The sequence below is a fragment of the Bacillus sp. ok061 genome (assembly GCF_900108285.1).
Lineage (GTDB): Bacteria > Bacillota > Bacilli > Bacillales > Bacillaceae_G > Bacillus_A > Bacillus_A thuringiensis_S.
The window spans coordinates 102,805-125,996 of the sequence record NZ_FNUW01000010.1; the positions used below are offsets into that span (position 1 = coordinate 102,805).

Below are 23,192 nucleotides of genomic sequence, written 5' to 3' on the forward strand. Positions count from 1 at the left end.
AATCTCCTTGTTTTTTCTTATAATGCTATGGAAAGCGAGGTGGGAAAATGGCGCAAAAGAGTCATATGAACGTAAATGATGTATATCCAATACTTGATATGATCAATAGAAAAGTTAATCAAGGAAAGGGAACAAGACACCATTTTACTAGTCCGCTATTCAATAATGATAACGACAATGGTGTAACAACATTGAATTCTTCTCAATGGCAAGTAGAGTCATTTGAAGTCATAAGGGAAACAGAAAATTCAATAGCTAATCATGTAATTAATGAGATCCGAATTATTTATCGAAATGGTGCATTAGATAAAATTTCTTTAGTCCGTGGGCTCAATCCATCTGTATCTGATGAAATTCAAGATTATGAGTACATCAACAATATTATGATTACAGAAGTTTCTATAAAAACAGAGTGGTTTGGTAAATCCCAAGAAGTTGTTGCAAAGATTATAAGGGAAAATGATTACGGTAATTTTAAAAAGGTTAAACTCACGTATTTTGACTCGGAATGGGGCTGGAGTGAGGACGAAATTGAAGAAGATTCTATGCCGTCTAAATATGAAAATCCATCTGATTTTTATAACGGTAAATATAGTAATTATGAAGAAGTGATAGTAGAGGATTATGTAGACTATGCAGAAATAGGATATGCATCTAATGAAGAAATTGAAATCTCTCCAGATGGTTGGTCTGATGGATATAATCCATCGTCTCCTGTAGATGTTAATGTGGAACTCGGACCAAAGATAACAGATGAAATTTAGAGAGGAGGTCCTACATGAGTTTTGGAGCAAATGTAGTAGTTGGAGGGGAAATAGATAGAGTAGGTAGATTGGGTGGTGGACGTTTAGATTATCCATTTATGCCTACAAAAACAGTTCCTTATATAAAGGGGAAAATTTTAGAGGTACTAGGTACTTTAGGGCACTTTGATATTCAATTTATTCCTGATTTTGATATTGAGCTGGTCTCCGTAGCTGTAGGAGCATCTAGATATCATTCCTTTGATAATTGGAGTTTGTTTATTGGGGATGATCATAAAAATAACTATGTATTTGATGAAATTTATACGAAGGATTTACCAGAAGGTGCTTATTTAATGGCTGTGAAAACAGTAAAAGCAGGTACCCCAATTACATTCCGCTTTGATAATAAAGGTGGGCAATCGAAATATGTTTGGATAAACTTTCAATGTTTAAGGGATAATCCTAACAAATAAGAGAGGTGGATATAAATGCCTTGGGTAGAGGAAACATTAAGACATGATAATTTTTTAGATGATATGTTTGATAAAGTATTTAGAAGATTTAAAGATAAATCAGGTAATTACTGGTGGCAGAATTTTAACAATCAAGTTCCAAAAGTAGATCTATATAAAATTACTTTTGAAAAAGAGTTATTTGTAAAAGGGGAAAAGGGATATCTACCTCCTTTTGAATCTCGAGAAGGTATGTTATGCATCACTCGGCATATGATTATGCGTAGGTGGGATAATGAGTATTTAGCATTCGCACAGTCAACAGGGGCTGTAAAAATTAACACTAAAGATATTCCTAGAGAAAAAGAAGGTTTCTTAGAATGGATTTCTAATTTTTATAGAAAATCTGTAGACTATACAACTGTTTATTCATACACACTAGACACATATGCTGGATATACGCATTATGTATCACCTAGTGGTGAACTTGCTCCAGTTACTATCATGAGTGAAAATCATGGTTTGGATATATTTAGGGATAGCATGGATATAGAGTACTACGGTGAGGATGAATACTATGAAAGTATGAAACAATCACCGATTATTACCATGCAATTAAAAGGAGATACAGGTGATCTAGTTGCCTCCATAGGGAAGTTGAATTATCGAACTAATACGAATTGGTGGGGGGACTCTTTAATTCAGTTAAAAGGTGTATTTGATGAGACAAGTGCATTTTTTACATTAAAAGTAGATTCAGCTCCTAGCTGGGAAAATAATATGGTGACTTTAATTCCCTTTTTCTTTGGAAATCTAGTATCTAAAAATACATCTTCGAAAAATGAAACACCAATCGCTATGCTTGGAGGTAGGCAAGTAGGAGAATTTTTTGATTTCGATAGTATAGAGACTAAAACTGAAATTTTACAACCTATCACAAGAAATTATGTAAACCATCCATCAAACGGAGTAGATTCCGTTATGATCAAAAAAACCAAATACGGAGCGCGTTATCAAGAACATTTTTTACGTTGGAACGTGCCACCTAATCTAATGCCACCTACTCGTGAAGAATTAAGACTGGTCAAAAATGCACAAGGAACCGAGAAAGAGGAAGAATACGCTCGTAAGTACCCAAGGGCATGGAATTATTTAAGATATGGTTACTATCAATACGATTTTCATGCATCTAGGTATAGTAATAAGATTCATACATCTCGCGCAACAGTCATGCATCCTGAAGATGGTGTATTAGGGTATATTCCTAATATCGTACTTCTGCCCGTTATTAATGTTTCTGAAGGTGAGAAATTAGTGTTCCCTTATTGGTGTGAAGAATGTAATGAATCTCAATATCAACCTGAGGTACCTAAAGAATCTACTAAATTAGAGTGGGGAATTGCTAAGAGTACAAGCAAACTGAATAATCTTCATGTTAATTTGGGAGATTCAACCAATAATTCTAATTCTGATAAAGGTAATAAATTTTCTTATTATTGCGATGGATCAGTAAAGGCACAAGCAGTAGATGATACTTATTGGAATCCCTCTGTTATTACGCAAGATTATTTGGCTAACAGCACAGATGGTATTGGAAAGGAATTAAGCAAATCGTTCTGGGAGGGGCGAAATGATTGGTTAGATTATTTACAGGAGTCTCAAAGTCAGTATCATTTGGATAACTCTAAAATAAAAATTGAAGATTTTCATAAATTTTTATGGAAAACTTTAAAAGATATTAAAGATGAAGGTTATAGTTTACAAGATAGATGGCTAGATTTTAACGAGTGGGGAAAGGCAAATTTACCTTGTTTAAATGAATTGCAAAAAGCCTCAGTATTTATGTCAGCTAAACTCAATAAACCTGTCTTATTTTTCCCAGGTTCAGAGGGGTTTTTAAAGGGCGATATATTAGATAAAATGCTTCCTTTAATTAAGAAAGTACCAAGTGCTATATATGATTGGATTGACTTTAATAACGTATTTATTGAAAACGAAGATGATACAGGTCTTGTTGGAGCTTGGGTAATGGATAGTTTTGCTACAGCCATGCATAGTAATGGGAAAAAGGAAAATATTTTATCTTCTTTTCGTTCTTTAGTTAACTTTGAACCTCAGGTGCTGCTTTATAATATTTCAGCTGCCAAGGCACATCGCCCATATGACTATATAAAACCTAACCTGGGTTTTGGCAGTCATGTTGTTGATGGAGAATATAAAGCATATTATTTACCGGATATGACTAATGATAATTATATACCTTATGTTGCCGCAGAAGTAGCTGTACATGAGATGGGTCATGCATTATCTAATTATGGATATGACATATTAGGTGAAAAACTACATGAAATGCAAGAATGGTTAGATATTAGTGGGTGGATCGAGAATATTGATGGTTCATTTAATGAACTAACGAAAAGCTCGCCGGGTACAGCACTAGATAATGGAAAACTTGCTCCGGTATCAGATTATGGATGTTTTAGCCCGGCCGAAGACTTTGCTGAGGCCTTTATGATGTATATCATTAATAGACAGTTTTTAGCTAGCAATTTTAAAGATAAACACGATTTTATAGTTAATAAATTAAAAGAAATGGGTATTGATTCAAAAATGTAGGAGGTAAAATATAATGATTCTTAAGATAAAAAGAGGAGAAGATTTTGCCTTTATTGATAATGAAGGTGATATTCAACATAAAGTCAGAGTAAGCGGTAATAATGAATCTCTTGTAAAATCCCTGGATAATATTTTGAATGTTCAAACTGGAATAAGGTTTAGAGGAGAGATTAAGGGGATTCCACATAAATTAATTACAAAGGACGGAAAAAATCCTTCGACAATCAATAAATCTAATAAATTATATCTTATGGAATATTTTAAAAGAGACTTAGAATTACAAGGCTTTACCGTGGAAATTATAAAAGCGTAGAGGTGATTTTGATATGGCATTAACTCCCGTTCCTAATTTATCAGTACCGCAAAATAAAGGGTTTAAAGGAACTGATTCACTACCAATTATACATTCAATTAGATGGAGGCATTTACCATCGAGGTACATTTTTAAAGACGTAGATGACGTAATTACATATCATTCTCATGGGCCACTTACTATAGATATTAACAAGCATGGTGTATCTTATCTTGATGTTTATTTCCTAAAAGATACTGATATCGTTGAAGTAACAGCATATATCAGATTTTTAAGAGAAAAAGATCAGCTTTTAATAGAGGAACCCTATAAAATTGGAGAGGCTGGGGCAGTAATTGCTTTAGAGGATGATGAAGTAAACCATGAATTAAGGAGAGTTAAAGGAATTGCTTTTACGCAAAAAGACTTAGGTGATGGTACACCTATGTACGACTTTATGAATATGTCTAAAGAAGGCATTTATGAAGTCTGGATAAAAGTAATTACAGGGTTAGGAAAAGAAATGCATTTAAGGGTTCCTTTTCAATGGGACAACTTGGTGCCTAGCATTCCTCCAGAAAAAGATGGTCATGATTCTGATAATGCGGGCAAGGATAACAAAAAATCAGAATATAATGATGAATATTACGTGACGATTGTAGAGGGGGACTCAGCTTTTACTAAAAGGCCTTCTACCCATTTTAGAATGGCAGGTATAGGTATGTTAAAAGATGCGGGTTGTTTTAAAAGAATAGAGACTCCTGTATTAGAACCAATTTCAAGGCCTTCAAAAATACAGATTATTAATGATATCCCAATTAGTAGCTGTGGTTTAAATTTAATTACATCACGATTTAATAAGGGAGTAGGAGAGGTTGTTACATTCTCGCTTGTACACACAAATAAATCTGGTATTCTACGCATTGATACGAACTATGATAAGAATGGTTTAAAGAGTCTTGGGAATGGAACGTTTAAAGTTATTAATAAGGGCGTATATAAAGTTACATTTATTGTAACGTATAACGATGGACAAGAATGTATAACTGAGGGGACTATTATTGGCGAATTTATTTGTGAATTAAACATTACTGGTCCTTCTTTAAAATCACATGTAGGAGATTCAATTGTTCTTCATTTAGATCATGGACAAAATAGTTCAGCTTCTAATATTGGTGTACTTGTTCAAACCCCTCCTAAAGTCATGCAGACAGGAAATTACACTTTTACTAGTAGTTCACCAGGAGTATATTCAATTAAATTTATCGTTGATTATGGTTTTGGAGTTTGCGAAAAAATAGTGAATATTGAATTTATCTCAAAAAATATTCCCCCTGAAAAACCAGAAGGTGAAGGTGGAAAACCAGAAGGCGGAGGCGGAAAACCAGAAGGTGAAGGTGGAAAGCCAGAAGGTGAAGGCGGAAAACCAGAAGGCGGAGGTGGAAAGCCAGAAGGCGAAGGTGAGAAACCAGGTAAAAATGTACTAAAATGCGGACAAACAGCACAGGGTGGCATGGGATATGGGGAATATATTCATGCTGTAAGTGAAGAGGGCATCTGCTATGTGGAATATGATTTCTTCTCTGCACCAGATAGAATGCGAGTATTTGTTAATAATGAATTGATTTATGATACTTCACGTAAAATGGATAAAGAAGGAAGCCCATTTGGTTTTTATTATAAACCTGATGATGGGGAATTAAGAGTAGTAATGAATGATGGCCAAGATAAAGGGAGCAGGTGGAGTTATACCCTGTATTGTGGAAGTAGTGTACCTTCGGATGTAAAGCTAAAAGCTAAAATTATTAATTAGACATGAGTGTTGTTAACAGAATAAAAAGACTACTTATAATAAATTTAAGTAATTAGTTGCAACTTATTACCTACTCATAACGATAACTAAGTTGCAGAATAAGGGCGGGTAAGATCTCGTCCTTAATTAATAGAAAGAGAGGTGTAGAAATGCCGTATATTGATAGCACACCTGCACTTTCCCCTTATAAGGTTCGTGAAGGTAACTTACAACACGGTTTTATGGATTTACTGATTAAACACGGCTGGACCAAAGTAGTAGAGTTTAAAAAAGCTGTAACAGGGTCTTATTATGTTACAGATCATCCTTTAGAAGGAAGGCATGATGAAAAATTTACAGTTGCCAATCATATTATTCTACGTAATGCACGAGGTGATTTGTTTGGTTTTGCTGTAGTTGCAGATTGGAAGGAGTTTACTGCTCATGATAAAGGGATTCCATATTACAATGCTTTTAAATCAACAGCTACTGAAAAAGAGGCCCTTATTAACTATATGGCCAAAGAATTTGAAAAAAGAAAAGTAAATACATCTCTTTATTTTTATATGTTGGAAAAATTACCAGATGTAAAAGAAGGAGATAAATTATTTACCCCATGGGGAACGGGATCTAGTGCAGATGAAAAACGACTTCAAATGGCTTTAGATATTGAAGTTACACAAATTGATTTTAAATCTACAAGTGCTGGTTCAGAATTTGTAAAACAAGCGAATCCTGTTGTGATGCAGTCGCCTATTGTAGAGTCATCTCTACGTTCACCATTACTTGAGAATATTGATTACCCTTATATGCATACAAATTGGTGGGTTGATTCGGAAATTAATATTAAAGGACATATTGACAGTAATAGTCTTTTCTTAATTATCCAAACGGATAATACACCAATGTGGGAAAATAATGTCGTACCTATTGTACCGATTTACTATGGCGATATTGAAGCAATAGATGAAGGTGATCCTGCTATCGCATTATTCGCAGGAACTGTTCCAAAAGGTACTGATACAAATGGCGTTGCTGCTTATAACTTTGATGATATTAAGATTAAAGGTGGGCGTCAAATTATGCCTGTCTTGAAAAAATATCCTTCTAATCCATCTAATGGTGTTGACTCTGTAATGGTGAGTCGTACTAAATTAGGTTCTCGTTATCAAAGTTATTACTTGTCTTGGAATGCACCTGCACAAGATATGCCTCCTAAGCGTAGCTCTGAAGTAGGTAATAAACAATACCCACGAGCATGGGAACGAATTAATAATTATCAATTCAATCCTTCACGTTATTCGGATAAAGTACAAACTTCATTTATTTATCTGATTCATCCAGAAGAAGGAGTAAGAGGGTATTTAAAGAAATCTGTAGGATTTAATTCAATTAATATGGGATCTAGTGAATTAAGAATTCGTCAAGAGAGTTGTCCAGAAAAGGTTTTTGATGTATATCAGTGTGTCCCGGTTAGTGCAATTTCACCACTAACGAAGCGACCATCCACACAATTTCGACCAATGGGATTAGGGTTGTACAAAGAAGCACTAAATACTTCTAAGAAACCAGCAGCGAATAAGACTCTAGTTAATGTTTCTAACCTAAAAGCTACAAATCCACAAGAAGGAACTGTATTACTTACTTGGACAAATCCAAATGATATGGAGCTCTCAACGGTTACCATCTTCGTAAATGGTATGAAGTATGCAACAGGTGTCACTGAAGTAGAATCATATACTATTAAAAATGTGACAAAAGGAAATGGTGTAAAAATCAAACTAGTTTCTGTAGACATGAAAGGTAATGAATCTGCAGGTATTGAAGTATCTGTGAACGTAATGTAGTAATGCAACTTACATGTTATGAAAGAAAGGTACCTACCTATAATATACATGACATAGAAGAATTGCTATTTATAAAACTGATTAACCTATTATTAAAATAAAATGATGAAGTGGGTGATGAGATGCCATATATTGATTCAACTCCTCAGGATTATCCCTCTAAGTTTGAAGAAGATAATTTGCAGGACGTATTTGCACAAATGTTAATTGATAACGGTTGGACGTTAGTGAGGAACTTTTATAAAGCTGCGGTAGATACAAGGGCGTACAATCGCCGAACGGATCAAGTCAATTATGCAATTGCAAGACATACCATTTTTAGAAATGCAGATGGGAAATTGCTAGGTTTTGCGACAATTAGCCAATTCCCTCTTAAGTACAAGTATGAGAAGAAACAACCTATTCGTAGACCTCACGATGATACCGATCCTAATGATCCTAACTTTAAAATGAAACCTACTTGGGATGAATGGATTAAACAAAAGTATGTAGATAATACAACAAGAACAAACTTGTATTTCTATATGTTAGAAAAGTTACCAAACTCTAATCTTGTTAAAGAAGATGGTATTGTTTCAATCGTTACTATGCCAGGTATGGGTGGTACATCCTTTGAGCAAGACAGAGATAGGGATAGAGATGACTGGTCTAAGTGGTGGTATGAATATTTTGAAGGAAACTACCATGTAGAAGATAGAGACTATGATCCAGAAGACTTAATTTATGAGGAAAAATTATTGTCAGCTTCTCCTTTCCATGTAATACGTTCAGCACTAGATATTGAAGTGTTAGAAACACGTTGGGATACTGATATGCAAGAAGCGGTAATTGAAAAAGCTGATCCTCGTGTAATGCAGTCACCAATCGTTAAGACTACATTACGCGCTGAATTTTTAGAGCATATAAATGATCCTTTATGGCATACGAACTGGTGGACAGATTCAGAAGTTCGTGTCAAAGGTCATATTGATAGCACAACATTTTTCCTAGTTCTTCAAGCTGATACAGCCCCTGTTTGGGAGAAGAATTTGGTTCCAACTATACCGCTATATTTCGGTAAAGTAAATTCTTTAGATGGAGATAAAGATGAAGGCTATGCATTATTTTCAGGAACTATTCCACCTGTAAAGCGTGTGGATTCAACTAGAAAAGAAACTACATTTTCTTGGCGGAAAATTATGCCTGGCGATACAATCCTTTATGTAAATGATGCAACAAAATTACCTGAGGCACCAGCGTTGTTAACGATTAATGGTACAGAGGTAGTTAAACTTATTGAGAAAAAAGGTAAATATTTAACTGTTGAACGTGCGCAACTTGGAACATTCATGCGTGCACCTTATTGGGACACAGGTGCGACAATTGCTCGTCTATCGACTAATAACGCTAGCAAACGAGTGAAGAATGAAGATGTAGTATCTTTATTTGATTTTGATGATCCTGGCGCAACTGTTGGCGAAACGATTTATCCTTTACTTAAATTATATCCACATCATTCTTCAAATGGTGTAGATTCTGTAATGGTCTCCCGTTCTAGATTTGGTGCACGTTATCAGGCTCACTATCTCTCATGGAATGCACCTTCGAACCAGCTACCACCAAATAGAGTAGATGAAATTGGTAAGAAATATCCGAGAGCATATAATCCTGTTGAAAAAACTAACAATTATAAATATCAATTTAATACTTCCCGATACTCAGATAAAGTACACTCCTCTCGAATTTATGTAGTTCATCCTGAAGAGGGTGTGAGGGGATATTTAGATAAAGCAATCGGGTTTAACTCACAAGGAATGAGTGCAACGAATTTACGCGTTGCAAAACAAAACTGTCCGGAAAAGGTTTATGAAATGTATAAACCACATAGTATAGGTGCAGTATCTCCTCTAACGAAGCTACCTGTTACACCTTTCCGTCCTGTAGGTTTGGGGATTTATTCTGAGGACATTAATCTAAATGAAGTTCCTCACGACAATAAGAATGATAAAACTCCTCCAGGAGAAGTGAAGATTACTAAAGTATTAAGTCCAAAGTCACAGACTATTGATGTAGAATTTGACCTTCCTACAGATAAGGATTTAAAGCATGTCAATATCTACTTAGATGGTAAGATCTATGCTACTGGAATTACTGGAACAACTTATTACAGATTAATGGGATTAAACACAGGATTTAAACCTGAGATCAAAATTACTACGGTGGATTCAGCCGGTAACGAATCTGTAGGTATTACTGCAATACCTATAGAGGTTTCTTAATAAATATAGAAGGGGTGACCAATATGTCATTAATTAATACAGATGGATTTTTCGATGTAGATTTGTCCGTGCAACTTCTACCTTTAGACTTAGAGAAGTTGTTTAATGCGGGAGGATGGAGTACTTTAGGGAAATACCGTGCGGTATCGCCTTTAACAGATGCAAATGGAAAGAAGGATCCATACCGAAAAACTTTTGCTGAAACTTTTCTATTTGAATCGAAAGGTAGCGATAAACAACATCGCTACTTTGGATTCACTACAGGTTATGGTGGAAATGTGAGAAAGCTTGGAGAGGAACCTGTAATTTCAAAAGATACATTTTTAGGTGAAATGAAGGATGTAACTCCTAGTGGGGCCAAAAAAACAAAGACAGTATTTGAATTTATGGTTAAACCAGTTATTCCTTCTAGTGTAATTTTATATCGTGAAGATGGTTCAATGATTGACCAAGCTACAACAAAGTATTTAATAGATGGAGAGAAAGGGACTGTAACATTCAATGATAGTCAAGTAGGTAAGGTTCTTTCTACATACTCGCTTACAGATAATGCTCCGGATCTAGTAAAACGCTTATGGTTCTTTACGTTTGAAGGATTTATCCCTACTCGATTTATTTTACGTTCTGAACGCCCTGACTTGGCTGAGTTAGAAGACAAAAAAGGTGGAGTATTTAGCTTTAAAATGAAGAAAGGGAACCAACGTATCCGCGAGAATTCATATAAGTTCTATGATAAATTAACTGGAACAGTACCTCTTGATTCCGCTGATTATACTGTGGACCATGAGGCCGGTACAGTAACGTTTTCAGGAGGAACTGAGCCGTTAGCATTATTCGCTGACTATGAATTAGAATATGTAAAAGATGCAAACGGTAATTATGGAGATATTGAAGTAAATAAGTTTAATCCGCAAGTTCCAACAGAACTTATGGGGGCCGCTTATGATGCAGTTCGCTTTGTTTATCCTTCATTACCAACAGCCGTAACGTTTATTCCGCAAAATGATATCGGTTTAGGATGGGGACGAGATTCTCAAGTTTATTATTGGGGAAATATTACAAAGGATCGTATCGTTTCTTACTTCCGTTTAGATCCTGCGCCGGATCCTGAAAGTACGTTCTTTGCACCATTATATATTGGACGTCTATCGACAATTGGTAAGACTCCTCGAATGAATAATGTAATTATTGGTGGAGCTCGTTCTGATGATGAGATTCAATATAAGGCGGGTATGAAATTAGGACGTAGTGTAGTTGACTATGGTGTAAATACATCTAATGGTAATAGTTCTGTACTTGTACAACGAACTGTTGGCGGGGCAATGTATCAAAAACACTATTTAGCATTTATTACTCATGATGCTGACGTAGATCCAAGCCATGAGTCTCGTTTTAATCCGTCTGTATATTCTAATAAATATCACATTTCGCCAATGTATATTGTTCATCCTTCTGATGGATATGTGGGTAGACTAGATGAAGTTTATGCAATTCATCCAAAAAATATCTCACAATTAGATGAACTAGAAGTAAAAGAACGATCTGAAAACGAGCAAGTAGGTACAGGAGATGGAGCAATCAAAGAGTTTCATTTATTCCATAGACCTACAATCGATGATGAATTTGAAGTTCGCTTAGTAAGTTCAGCTGGATGTAATACGTTAACTAAAGCGAATTATGTTGAATATAAAGCAGATACACCTCCAGCTGCTGGGAAATTTACAGTAGATGGTTCTACCAAACGATTAATTTTGGGTGATGCTCCAAAAGATCGCGTAGAAGTGATTGTTTCTTATAATTACGCCCAAACATATCGTTACACTTTAGCAGATACACCTAGAACACCTTTCCGTTTAGCGAACATGACTCCATATGCTCCTATTGGACTTGGTTTCTTAAAAGAAAATTTATAATAACCGCAACTAAGTCATGACTTGTACCGAATACTACGGTGCAAGTCTTACTTTGTCGAAAGGTGGGTGGTGGAAAATGAGTAACAGTAAGCATTATTTACTCAGTTTCACTACCCTTTTTTATAATAAAAAGGGATATGTATTCAGGTTCAATCGTCATCAAAATGTACCTAATCTAGATGTTGTCCCATTGGCTTTTGATCCTTGGAATAGGTATAGTGCGTTAGCTTTAGATGATATGAAAATGGGTACAAAAGTGAAACGAGCGGCTGGTGCGATGCACTCTGTATTAGCTGATTACAAAACTATATTTGAAGGCTCCAATTTAAATTTAGAAAAAGGTAGTCTTATTTATATAGCGGAGGTAGGAGAAGCGTTAACTAGAGGGGATAAAAGTGCACGACAAGGGAATTTAATAGAAATAACAGAGAATAAGGATTTTTACGCTTATTTTGGAGAGGTTATTAGTCAAATTAATACAAATCTAGTTAAGAAACTAAACAAATATGACTTGAAATCTAGTAAAAAGTCGATGATTCATACAGAAACTCCATTTGAATTTAAAAGTAGTAATAAGAGGGTTTATAGTGAAAGGAATTCGTATGATTTTGGCTTTTTGAAAGAGTTAATTGGAGAAAATATTAGTTTAGAACTACTCGAGTTATTACCGAGTTTTGGTCATAATCAAGTAAAAGAATTAGCAGATGTATTATTTAAAAGTGGGCAAATCAATACTGAAGAAAGGTTACTAACCTTACAATATGGCGAGAAAGTTGTAGAAATAGCAAAAGCTAATTTTTTAAAAGTGGTTTGGGATGCTCTCTATAGCCAATTGGATAAGGGTAACAAATTAAGTGAATTTGGGAAAGAGCCCAATAAGATTGAGAATTTTAAAGTTATTTTTACAAGTTATCCTGATGAAGGAATATTAAAAGGAAAAGATACACCAATTCAAGGCGTTCTGAATTTAGGAGATATAGGTGAATCCTATAAAGGAATTTTAGGTTTTCTAGAAAAGCATGAAATGAGTAATGGAAATAAGCTGTTATCAAGTAAGGTTGCAAATACTGAAACAGGATCTTTAATTGCATTAGAAGGAAACGTTTCTCAGGATAGTAGGGGGAATTATCATTTATATGGATTAGTCCCATTTGATGTATATGAGGCGTATATTGAACCTAAAATTTACGAGGGTGTGTCTCATATAGCTTCATTAAGTGAAGCTAGTGAAGTCTATAGATTAATGAATCAGAAAGCTTCATTAGATGAAACACGAAACGTACATGATGTAATTATTCAGGGTTTAGGTGCAGGTAAGAATATTTCAGACGTAAGAGTAGATTCAATGACAGTGCCAAGGGCAAATGTGAATTATACTTTGAACGATTTTAGTCAGTACATTGGTAGTACCTCTTTCAAGTCTGTAAAACAGCTAATTCATAAAATGGAAGATAGTAAATCTTATCAGTATACGAAGAATAGTGAGAAATTTATCATTGCAGATAAGTATAAAAATGTTCAAAATAATTTATCAGGATTTGAATTAGGTCAGGTTTACCATTCTGGTTCTGAGTCACTGAATATGGAAAAAACACAAAGCAAATCATTTAAGTATGGATTTGAAGATTCAGTATTAAATAGTAACTTTAGTAGTCATTATCAAGCGAATGTTACTACTTTATTGGATAGCACAGAATTTATTCGTGAAGCAGAAAAGTTAAATCTACTTAGTGGGGATAGAAATTACCAAGTTGGTGAAAAGGTTGTTATAAATTCCGGTGAAACATTCCAGATTCAAAATGGTCATTTGAATAATTTAGAGAATGGCGCTAATCGTTATGCTTTTAAAGGGGAATTAATAGCTATAGAACAGGCCTTTAGCAATGAGGATATGATAGATGTTGAACTTAACGAGTTAAATACAATGCAAACTCACTCTTTATTAAAGGACGCTAAAATAGATGGTTTTTCTTCAAGTGTGTTGGAACAATGTGAAGATGTAGTGGTTACACATGTAGTAAAAAAGAGTGAAAAGAAAAAAACAAATGAAACAGAAATTGAACAAAATATTTCTGTTAAAAATAGTGTAGCTGATTATGAGGTAACTATAGAAAATGAAATTAAGTATCATCTAGATAAAGAATTTGACACATTTATTTCAACAACTATCTTAAATGATCAAAGAGAAATCTTAGTTGATATTTCGAATGACTATGGAGATTTTGGGGAGATAGAGAAGAATTTAGAACTTTGTGTAGAAGAACAAAGTGTAGTAAATAAACCCGAAAAGAACATGGAAATTCAGCAAGACACACTGATTAATTCAAAACTTGAAAAGATATTTGAATCTTATATTCAAGATAGTAATGTAGTAAATCAATTGAAACAAGAAAAAGAAATAAATTTAGTGAAATATTTAGATGCTAAAAGTGAAAAGGTATTGAATACGGATGTATCAACCAGCATGATAGCAGATGATATACAGAGAGAAGAAAAAGCTCATGTTGATAATCTAATTGGATTGGAATTAGAAAATATAGTTGAAACCTATATTCAAAATAACGATTCAGCAGCGCTTGCAGAACGAGAAGAAGAGCTGAATGAAATATATCTAATTGATGCTGTTCTAGATAATACAAGAGACTTGTATTTATTAGATAGTAATAGAGCGAATCAAACTGATCATAAAGAACAGGTATATATTGAGAAGTTAGTGAGTTCGAAACATGAAAAAATATTAGAAACGTATGTACAAAGCGGTAATATGGCAGAACAAAATGAAAATAGAAAAGAAACGCTTGAGACGTATGTACAAAATAGTAATAAAGCAAAACGAATGAACGAAGAAGAACTACATGTCGAGAAGCTATTAAGCACTAATCTTGAAAAAACGTTAGAAACGTATGCGCAAACTGGTGAGATAGCAGAACAAATTGAATACGAAGAAGAAACAGCTATAGAGAAACTGTTAGGCATGAATCTGGAAGAAACGCTAGAAATGCATGTGCAAAGTATGGATAGATTGGATCAATTACAACGTGAAGAAGAACTACATGTCGATAAACCACTAAGTATGAATTTGGAGAAAACACTAGAAACGTATGCGCAAAGTGGTGAAATAGCAGAACAAATCGAACGCGAAGAAGAAACAACAGTAGAGAAATTGTTAGGAATGAACCTGGAAGACACGTTAGAAACGCATGTGCAAAGTATGGATAGATTAGACCAATTACAACGTGAAGAAGAACTACATGTCGATAAACCACTAAGTATGAATTTGGAGAAAATACTAGAAACGTATGCGCAAAGTGTTGAGATAGCAGAACAAATCGAACGCGAAGAAGAATTACACGTCAATAAATTACTAGATATGAATCTGGAAGATACGCTAGAAGTGTATATGCAAAGTGACGATAGAGCATTTCAAAATCTTCGTGAAGAGGAAAATTACCTCATTAATCTAAGTACAGCAAAATCTGATGGGATAATTGATAGTGTTGTCTATAAGGAAAATACAATGTCAAATATGGCTGAAAAAGACAATGGTATTCTATTGGATTATGTATCAGAAGGTATAGTAGGAGAGACTTATGAAACGTTAATAGAAGAGGTAGAACCATTAATTATTCATAAAGAATATGAAACAATGATACAAGATGTAGAAAACGCATTAAGTGGAAGTGAAGTCCACGTTGCAGTAGAAAGAAAACATTTAGCTCATCTGTTTAACATATTTGATATTGAAATGAACAATCAAGTACCAACCAATGTAGGGAAAGAAAAGGATGCTACCATTGAAGATACAGTTTCAGGTAATCAAACAAATCAAATTGGAGTTGTAGTTACTGATGGGGTTCTTATGAGTTTGGGAGATACCTATGAGTCAATTATTGATCCTACTATTAGAGGTGAAATGGGTGCAACTATAGACACTGTAGTTATAGATGCGAATTTAGCAGATCACAATGCATCAAATGAAGTGGATATTGCAACAATTGAATTCGTAAATAGTGGTAATGATAGAGAAACAACATTAGAAGAAATAAAGTTTGCAGGTTCAGAAAGTAATTTCGAAACTACTATAAATCACTATGATTTTGCGAGTAATAGTCAAGAAACAGATTCAATTATAAACAATAATGAAATGGCAATTTCGGGAATTCATGTAGATACAGAGGTAGAAGAAAGTACCTTAGCAGAATGTAATGTATTCTTAGATGTTATCGAAGAACAATTTGATAAAACAATATTACGTAAAAATAGAAAAATGACAATAGAAGATGAAATGCAAACAGAACAGGTAAATAAGAAGAAAATAAGGATTTTCCAAGAAGAAGAGGGAAGTTCAAGTAATGAAACTATAATGATACTGGATGAAGAAGAACAGATAAACATTAATTCTGCTTCAAATATCACAATAGATAGTGAAACTACAACGAAAAAATTAATATTAAATACAATGTCTATAGAAGATGATGAATTGTTAAATATTAATAAAGGGAATTATGGATTTATTGATGAAATTGATGAGGGAATGCATTCGAATTCAAATATAATTTCTATAGAAAATGAAGTGGATTTAAATATTGAAAGACAGCATGAAATGAATGTAATTGATGAAGATGATACAGGTATAGGATTACCTGAACCAGATAAGCCATGGGATGAAAAAGAAAAGGATAAAGTATGGCTCATTATGGGTAAACCATTCCCTGCATGGAATGGTTGGAATATCAAGAAGACGCGATAGGAGGAAGTTACTATTGAGCATTCATAGGGTTCAGACTGGACTTATTTTTGACGATAATTTTGAAACACTTGATTCACGTTGGATCGTATCCCCTACTGATTCTTATACGTACAGTGATTCTGATAAACAATTAGTACTTAAACACAACTCTACTGATAGAAGTACAAATGCTCTTTTTTCTCTGCCTCAAAATGAAGATGAATTGTTACTACAAGTGCATTCGAACTATACACCAAAATATTTGGGAGATGAAGGTGGTCTCGTTATTTGGAAGAATGCTCTTGAGAAAGTTGAGTTTTTGGAAAGTGAAGATAGCATTTATGAGAATACCTATAATATTTGGAGAACAGTAAAAAAACAAAATCTGTGGACCTTTTTTGCAGAGCGAGGAAATGCGTGGGAGCTATTTGACTCAACAATTTGTATCGATCCAGCTATGGCTGGAGTTATATTAAAAGGTACACCAAGAGATGGGTATACCCCCCTTATTGTAGAAAGGGTCATCTTGTGTAAAGGTACCAATATTAGTGTTGGTAATTTAAATAGTTTTTATAAAGTTGAGTTAATTGATTATGAAAGAAATATTGTAACTACTCAAATAGTTCCAGATGGATATTCAGGTATAGACATTGAATTACCTACCATTCCTTTTAAGGGGAAAATTAGAGTTTACGATAAGAGTGAGACTGGTGAGTATGTTTTAATAGATGAACAAAAAGAATACGCTGAAATGTACGGCGGAGATCTGTTTTTAAAAGGTACAAATTTAAAAGTCAAATGGAAAGGCCAAGAGTTAAGTGAAACAAAAGCTACACATTTAGGTGCACTGAAAAGTGACATAATTGAACAAAAATTGACTGTCTTAAACGATACTTCGGGAAATGTAGCGGAGAATATTGAAATTCAGATTGCTGTTTATAAAAAAGAGTTTGGCTGGGAATGGTGTGATCTTGCCACAGACAACAACGGTACTCCTAATCAATATGAAGATACAACAATACGTATAGGAACGTTACATGAAGGAGAATCAAAGGATTTTTGGGTGAGAATTGCTAGGGTCGATACAACCGATCCTGAAAAAATAAAACAACAGATGAGACCTTCACACTTCTTCTTGGAAATAAGAAACGAATAAGGGGTGGCTAAATGGGAACAAGAATGAAGCTCCATAGATATAGTCCTATCACAAAAGATTGGGATGAAATATTACACGTTGTTGATCAAGATTTCGTGAAAACATATGGTACATCAAATCCTATTTTACCAGTTGGTCATACTTATGAACCAAATAAAGGGTTATTAAAAGTGTATTATAATGGCCGGCGTTTACTAAGCGGAGTTGATTATATTGAGCTGGATGATTATCACATCCATTTAGGTGTAGGTTCAAAAAATGAAGAGCGTTCTATACAGCTACAAATTGGTGATGAGGTGTACATAGAAGTCTATAAAAACCAATATTGTAGTAGAGGGCAAGCTACTATTAGTGGAACGCAATTTTATGACTTACAAAAGGAAGTATATGATGCTCGGCAATTCAGAGAGAGTGATAAGCCTCATATTTCATTAGATGCACGTTTAGATGAAATACAACGCCAGTTAGAATTGGTGTACGGTGGAAATTCTAGTGTAGATATAGATTATGAATATAACGAAAGAGGTCAAATTATTCGTGAAATTATCACGGGAGATCATACTATTATTCGAGAGTTTACGTATTATGAGAACGAGGCACCTATGGTAAAGGGTGAATTGAAAACAGAGACTGTATATTATACAGATGGTCTTGGAAGTCTATCTCAACAGGTTACAAGGGAATTTTCATATGATCCTGCAACTAGAAGACTATTAAAGACAACAGTACGAGGGGATAGCTAAGTCTATCCCTTTGTTAATTTCCAATGGAAAGTTCTTATAATGACAGTGCATACCTCGATTTATAAGGAGGATAAATTTATGGATTTTATTGCTTACAATAGAGCACATCTCAATAACAGGCGTATACGGAAGCTTGACGATAAAGTGATGGTATTTGTTGTGCCATCTATTGTACAAGTAGGTATTGTTCGTACAGAATTACGTTTCCCTTATAAGGGAGAGTTAATTGATGCATATGTAACGTGCGGCACAATGGGAGAATCAAAAACGTGTATTGACATTGAAAGATGCAGTCAAAGTTCATATGATACAACACCTATTTGGCATAGCATTCTTGCTGATGAACTTGTTATTGATGGAAAGAGCAAATCTAATCGTACGTCCTCTACACCATATTCTTTTAAACCGTCACAACTAGCTGTTAATCGTGATGATCACTTTAGAATCAATATCAAAGAGGTAGGTAAGGGCGTAAAAGATATTACTGTAGAGTTGATAGTTGAATTAGCTCTCGAAGAATAATAAATAATTCATCACAACTTTATAAAGAGATGTAGCGATAATTAAAGTGTAAATAAAAATTAGGAGGTCATTTATATGCCAGCACCACAAGTGAATTGGAGAAAACAAGACAACTCAGGAGCTGTACCGTCTTGGAATATTGGGACCATTGATGCAGGAACACCTTCCTCTGATTTTGGAGTATTAATTTGGAATAACTTTGCGGGAACAACAGATTTATCTACTATGACAAACTGTACTATTACGACAAAAGATAGTGCAGGTGGTAATACGGGTGAGTTAGTAACAAATAAATGGGTTGAGGTGACTGTTGCATCGGCAGCTGAAACTGGTCGTACACCTATTGGAGGTAATTCTACTCATCCAATCCAAGCAGGAGGAAATTCAACGAATACTGATGGTACGTTTTCTCCAAATGCAAATGAAATTTTAGGTGTTAAAAATGATGGTAATAAAACTAGTGCAAAAGGTAACTATGCAGAAGTTATCCTTCGTGCCAATGTTCCAGGTAACGCGACAGCAGGAAACGTAGCATTCTTAACACGTGTTGCATATCAGTACGTATAAAAAATAGTTACTTCAATGCAATGAGGTAGGGGGAAGCAAATTGATTTTACAAAATGATAAATATACACATTCTCCTGTGGCACAGGATTTTATCTGGGTGGCTGAGTATCCTGACGGTACTCATCTCCCAGAATTTGATTTTAATACAAAAGAAGAGAATAGCTTTTATAAGATTGATAGAAATAAGCTTTTCCGATTCGGATTAATTGGTCATGGTAATAAAATTTATTTTGAACGTGATGGTATTTTCAGTATAGCAGATCATCGCATTCAGTTCTTTTATGAGTTTGATGGAAAAACTATACCTTTAAATGGCGATTTTAAGTATGACATTAACGATATTATCACATTTAAAGATGCAGAAGCATCAGGACTTGTGGCTGGTTTTCAGGGAAACGGAATGCTATCGAACCGCATCACTCATTACAGCTTGGGGTATAAAACGAATATTAATGTAGAAGGTATTAACTTTCATTTTAAACCCATTGTAAAACTTCCACTTAACCAACCTGCCATGATTAATTTACGAATGGTAGCTGATCAGAAATTAGATGGAAAAGTGATTATAGTAAATAATGGACGAGTAGCTTTTGAAACTAAAGCGCCTCTTGAACCTAATATAGGTGGTGAATTGAATTGGATCATTCAGTAAAGTTAACAAGAGAACAACTTCTAAATACCCTTTATGGTACATCTTATAACATGGATGGGAGTGTAGTAAAAGATACTGAAACGATTCGAAACTACACAATAGAAGTTATAGATAAGAAAGTTCACTTAAAAACATTTAATATACCAGTTCAAATCTTAGTAGAAAACGAATGGTGTGATATTGAGAGTGTAGTAAGTGATGAAGATTTAAGCCTAATATATTCAACATTTCAAGAAGTTCATCTGGACAGTGAAATAATTTTAGACACAGATGATCCAACAGGTATTTCTGTACGAAGTCGTGAACGAGTTCGTGATTTATCTAATTTAATTTCTGAAGCAGGTATAGATTTGCCGAGGGAATTTACTTGGGTAGACGGGGCATCAGAGACAAGTGGCGTTATTATTTTACCTCAAGATGATTATGATAAAGTATTTATTGCTACTGATCCGGATAAAGATGGGAACCCTTTAATTGTCTTTATTGAACAAAAAACAGAAAAAAATCAAGAAAGACCATACTTTTTAAAAGAAAAAGGTAAGACATATATATATGTTGACCATTTCTCTGGTGGAGGGGGAACACAATCTAGTCCCTATTTAGTTGAGGATGAAAAGGATTTACATAATGTCCGAAGTAACTTAGGTGCTTACTACACGCAAACAAAGGATATTATTATGACTAGTTATCAAACTGGTTCTGGTTTTGCTCCAATTACTAGCTTTAAAGGTTACTATGATGGTGCGGGATATGATATTAAAGATTTATATATTAATCGTACCCAATCTAATGTGGGTTTGTTTGGTGAACAAACCGGGGGGACTATTAAGCGTGTTCGATTAGTTAATGTAAATATTGTGGCCAACGGATCAATGGTAGGTGCTTTAGTAGGAAAGTCTGATGGAGATGTTGAGGATTGTGCCGTAATTTCGGGAACAGTTAAAAATGAGGGGAGCTCTGCTCAATATACAGGTGGCTTAGTTGGTTACCAAAATGCAGGGAGAATTGTAAGAAGCTATAGTCATGCGGATGTGATGTCTTCAGGTAATAACTGTGGTGGTTTTTTAGGAATTGTTAATGGTGGATCTGTATCTCAATGTTTCTCAACAGGTTCTGTTACTGATTTAACAGTTGCTAAAAACGCTTCGTATCATGGGGGGTTTGTAGGTTCAGGAAGTGTATCCTATTGCTACTACAATCTTACAAAACAAGGCGGAGTAGCTAAAGGTGGGGGCACTGCACTTAATGAAGCAGACATGAAAAAAGCTTCTTCATACTCGTTTGATTATCAGAATTATTGGCATATTGGTGATTATAAAGTAAATAGAGGATATCCTGAGAATAGAAAATTTATTAAGTTTAAAAAGGGTAAAGGAATTTCAGAGGACCCGTTCCTCATTTATAATCAATTTGATTTAGAACAAGTCCGTCATTTCGCGGACAAACATTTTCGTATGGAAAATGATATTATACTGAACTATCCTAAGTCGGGTTCTGGTTGGCTACCAATTGGAATGGGGATGAGTAATTATGATAATGGCTGGTGGGCTAATGTTTTTGAAGGTACTTTTGATGGAAATAATAAGGCTATAGGTAACCTTTATATGTATAGGCGTTCAGCAAGTAATGTTGGGCTATTTTATCAATTATCTGGTTCTGCTATTATAAAAAATCTTATTATTATTGATGTTGACATGGAAGTTGGAAATGAATCGGGAATTGTGGTAGGGAAAATGTCCGGTTCTTCTAAATTACTTAATGTAAGTGTAAAGATGTTTAACACATTTAATTATAAAGTCTTTGCTAAAGCAGGAAACGGAAACGGATCAGGAGGAATGGTGGGCACTATGGGTAACGATACCACTATTGAAAACTGTCTTTTCGATGCACCTATGCAGCAACAAAGTGGATATTTTGGAGGAATTGTTGGAACTACAGATAGGACAGCTTTAATTTCAAAATGTACAGTATCAGGTATCTTTGATCAAGTTTCCGGATATATGGGAGGAATTGTTGGTAATATTCCTTATATCTCCTATTACAGTAAATCTAGTCAAAGTATCAAAATACAAGATTGTGTTGTTCACGCTAATATGGCGAATGCATCTAATAATTCGGGTATTATTGGTGGAATTCATTGCAGAAAAGAACAATATTATAATACTAATACATCAGGTCAATCTGGAGTATGGGGAGTAACAATTTCTAGAGTTATTATCACAGGCTATGCTAGAGCGTCAACTTTATCGTTTTGGACATGGGATTCTAACTATGGAGAAAATCCATCTCCTGGATATTTCATCAATGGATGGATTCTTGATAATAGTTTCTTTAATAGAAATAAAACTAATGCAGGCTCTTATAATACACTTGATGCCAAATATACACCAGAAATTCGACATCCTTCCACCTACGGTGCCTATGACTTTGTGAATATTTGGGCATTCGATGAAAAAAATCGAGATGGGGATCCCGTATTAATAAAACACATCCCACCAAAACTTCCGATTTTAGGTTTTAGAAATGAAATAGGCCTGTATTATACGGATGAAGCTGGTAATATTTTACGATATTTAGAATATGGAACTTTGGTAGCGGGTAGTACCTCTGAGGCTTATCCAGTATGGTTGCAGAATAATGCTGATTTTCCTGTTAAAGATATGAAAGTTTGGGTCGATCCACATACAGTTAAACCTGGAATTACAGTCCAATTAAGTTTATCAAATAATCCTTTTGTACCTGTAGATGAAATACCTTTCCCTGGAACTATACCTATTGGAGATGCTAGACAGTTTTATATTAGGTTCTTGTCCGAAGTTACAGTAACAGAGGGTGGTACATTTGATATGAAGGCAAAAGCAAGTCCTGCTTAATGAGCTTTTCATCTCAATACAATGGGATTGGACG

At 34.6% G+C, this 23,192-nt stretch carries 15 protein-coding genes; all 15 read left to right on the top strand.

The window, feature by feature from the left end; translation table 11 throughout:
• The first annotated feature begins 47 nt into the window (after positions 1-47).
• Positions 48-764 carry a hypothetical protein gene (locus C4S65_RS15300; protein ID WP_000057634.1) on the top strand — a complete coding sequence of 239 codons (717 nt, stop codon included), beginning with the start codon at positions 48-50 and terminating at the stop codon, positions 762-764.
• 14 nt (positions 765-778) lie between these two features.
• Complete coding sequence (locus tag C4S65_RS15305) at positions 779-1,219, top strand: hypothetical protein (protein ID WP_000007798.1); 441 nt, start codon at positions 779-781, stop codon at positions 1,217-1,219.
• Positions 1,220-1,234: 15 nt separating this feature from the next.
• Positions 1,235-3,814 carry a hypothetical protein gene (locus C4S65_RS15310; RefSeq protein ID WP_098838306.1) on the top strand — a complete coding sequence of 860 codons (2,580 nt, stop codon included), beginning with the start codon at positions 1,235-1,237 and terminating at the stop codon, positions 3,812-3,814.
• 13 nt (positions 3,815-3,827) lie between these two features.
• Positions 3,828-4,127, top strand: coding sequence for a hypothetical protein (locus tag C4S65_RS15315; RefSeq protein ID WP_098838307.1), 300 nt, complete (start codon positions 3,828-3,830; stop codon positions 4,125-4,127).
• A 13-nt stretch (positions 4,128-4,140) separates the two neighbouring features.
• Complete coding sequence (locus C4S65_RS15320; protein ID WP_098838308.1) at positions 4,141-5,919, top strand: hypothetical protein; 1,779 nt, start codon at positions 4,141-4,143, stop codon at positions 5,917-5,919.
• A gap of 149 nt (positions 5,920-6,068) precedes the next feature.
• Positions 6,069-7,745 (top strand): hypothetical protein, encoded by a 1,677-nt coding sequence (locus C4S65_RS15325; protein ID WP_103945283.1) that lies wholly within the window; start codon positions 6,069-6,071, stop codon positions 7,743-7,745.
• Between the two features lie 122 nt (positions 7,746-7,867).
• Positions 7,868-10,003: a hypothetical protein gene (locus C4S65_RS15330; protein WP_098838310.1), complete on the top strand. Its 2,136-nt coding sequence runs from the start codon at positions 7,868-7,870 to the stop codon at positions 10,001-10,003.
• Between the two features lie 23 nt (positions 10,004-10,026).
• The gene (locus C4S65_RS15335; protein ID WP_098838311.1) at positions 10,027-11,916 is read left to right on the top strand and encodes a hypothetical protein; all 1,890 of its coding nucleotides are present in this window, start codon (positions 10,027-10,029) and stop codon (positions 11,914-11,916) included.
• Positions 11,917-11,992: 76 nt separating this feature from the next.
• Complete coding sequence (locus C4S65_RS15340) at positions 11,993-16,666, top strand: hypothetical protein (protein WP_098838312.1); 4,674 nt, start codon at positions 11,993-11,995, stop codon at positions 16,664-16,666.
• A gap of 13 nt (positions 16,667-16,679) precedes the next feature.
• Complete coding sequence (locus tag C4S65_RS15345; RefSeq protein WP_000022192.1) at positions 16,680-17,801, top strand: hypothetical protein; 1,122 nt, start codon at positions 16,680-16,682, stop codon at positions 17,799-17,801.
• 11 nt (positions 17,802-17,812) lie between these two features.
• Entirely contained in the window at positions 17,813-18,544 is a 732-nt protein-coding gene (locus C4S65_RS15350; protein WP_000537241.1) for a hypothetical protein, read from the top strand.
• Between the two features lie 78 nt (positions 18,545-18,622).
• Entirely contained in the window at positions 18,623-19,066 is a 444-nt protein-coding gene (locus C4S65_RS15355) for a hypothetical protein (protein WP_098838313.1), read from the top strand.
• Between the two features lie 75 nt (positions 19,067-19,141).
• Positions 19,142-19,633 (top strand): hypothetical protein, encoded by a 492-nt coding sequence (locus C4S65_RS15360; RefSeq protein WP_001111327.1) that lies wholly within the window; start codon positions 19,142-19,144, stop codon positions 19,631-19,633.
• 40 nt (positions 19,634-19,673) lie between these two features.
• Complete coding sequence (locus C4S65_RS15365; RefSeq protein ID WP_098838314.1) at positions 19,674-20,285, top strand: hypothetical protein; 612 nt, start codon at positions 19,674-19,676, stop codon at positions 20,283-20,285.
• A complete protein-coding gene (locus C4S65_RS15370) occupies positions 20,270-23,158 on the top strand; it encodes a hypothetical protein (protein ID WP_000350106.1) in 2,889 nt (962 codons plus the stop codon). Before C4S65_RS15365 ends, C4S65_RS15370 begins: the two co-directional genes overlap by 16 nt.
• Positions 23,159-23,192 lie beyond the last annotated feature (34 nt).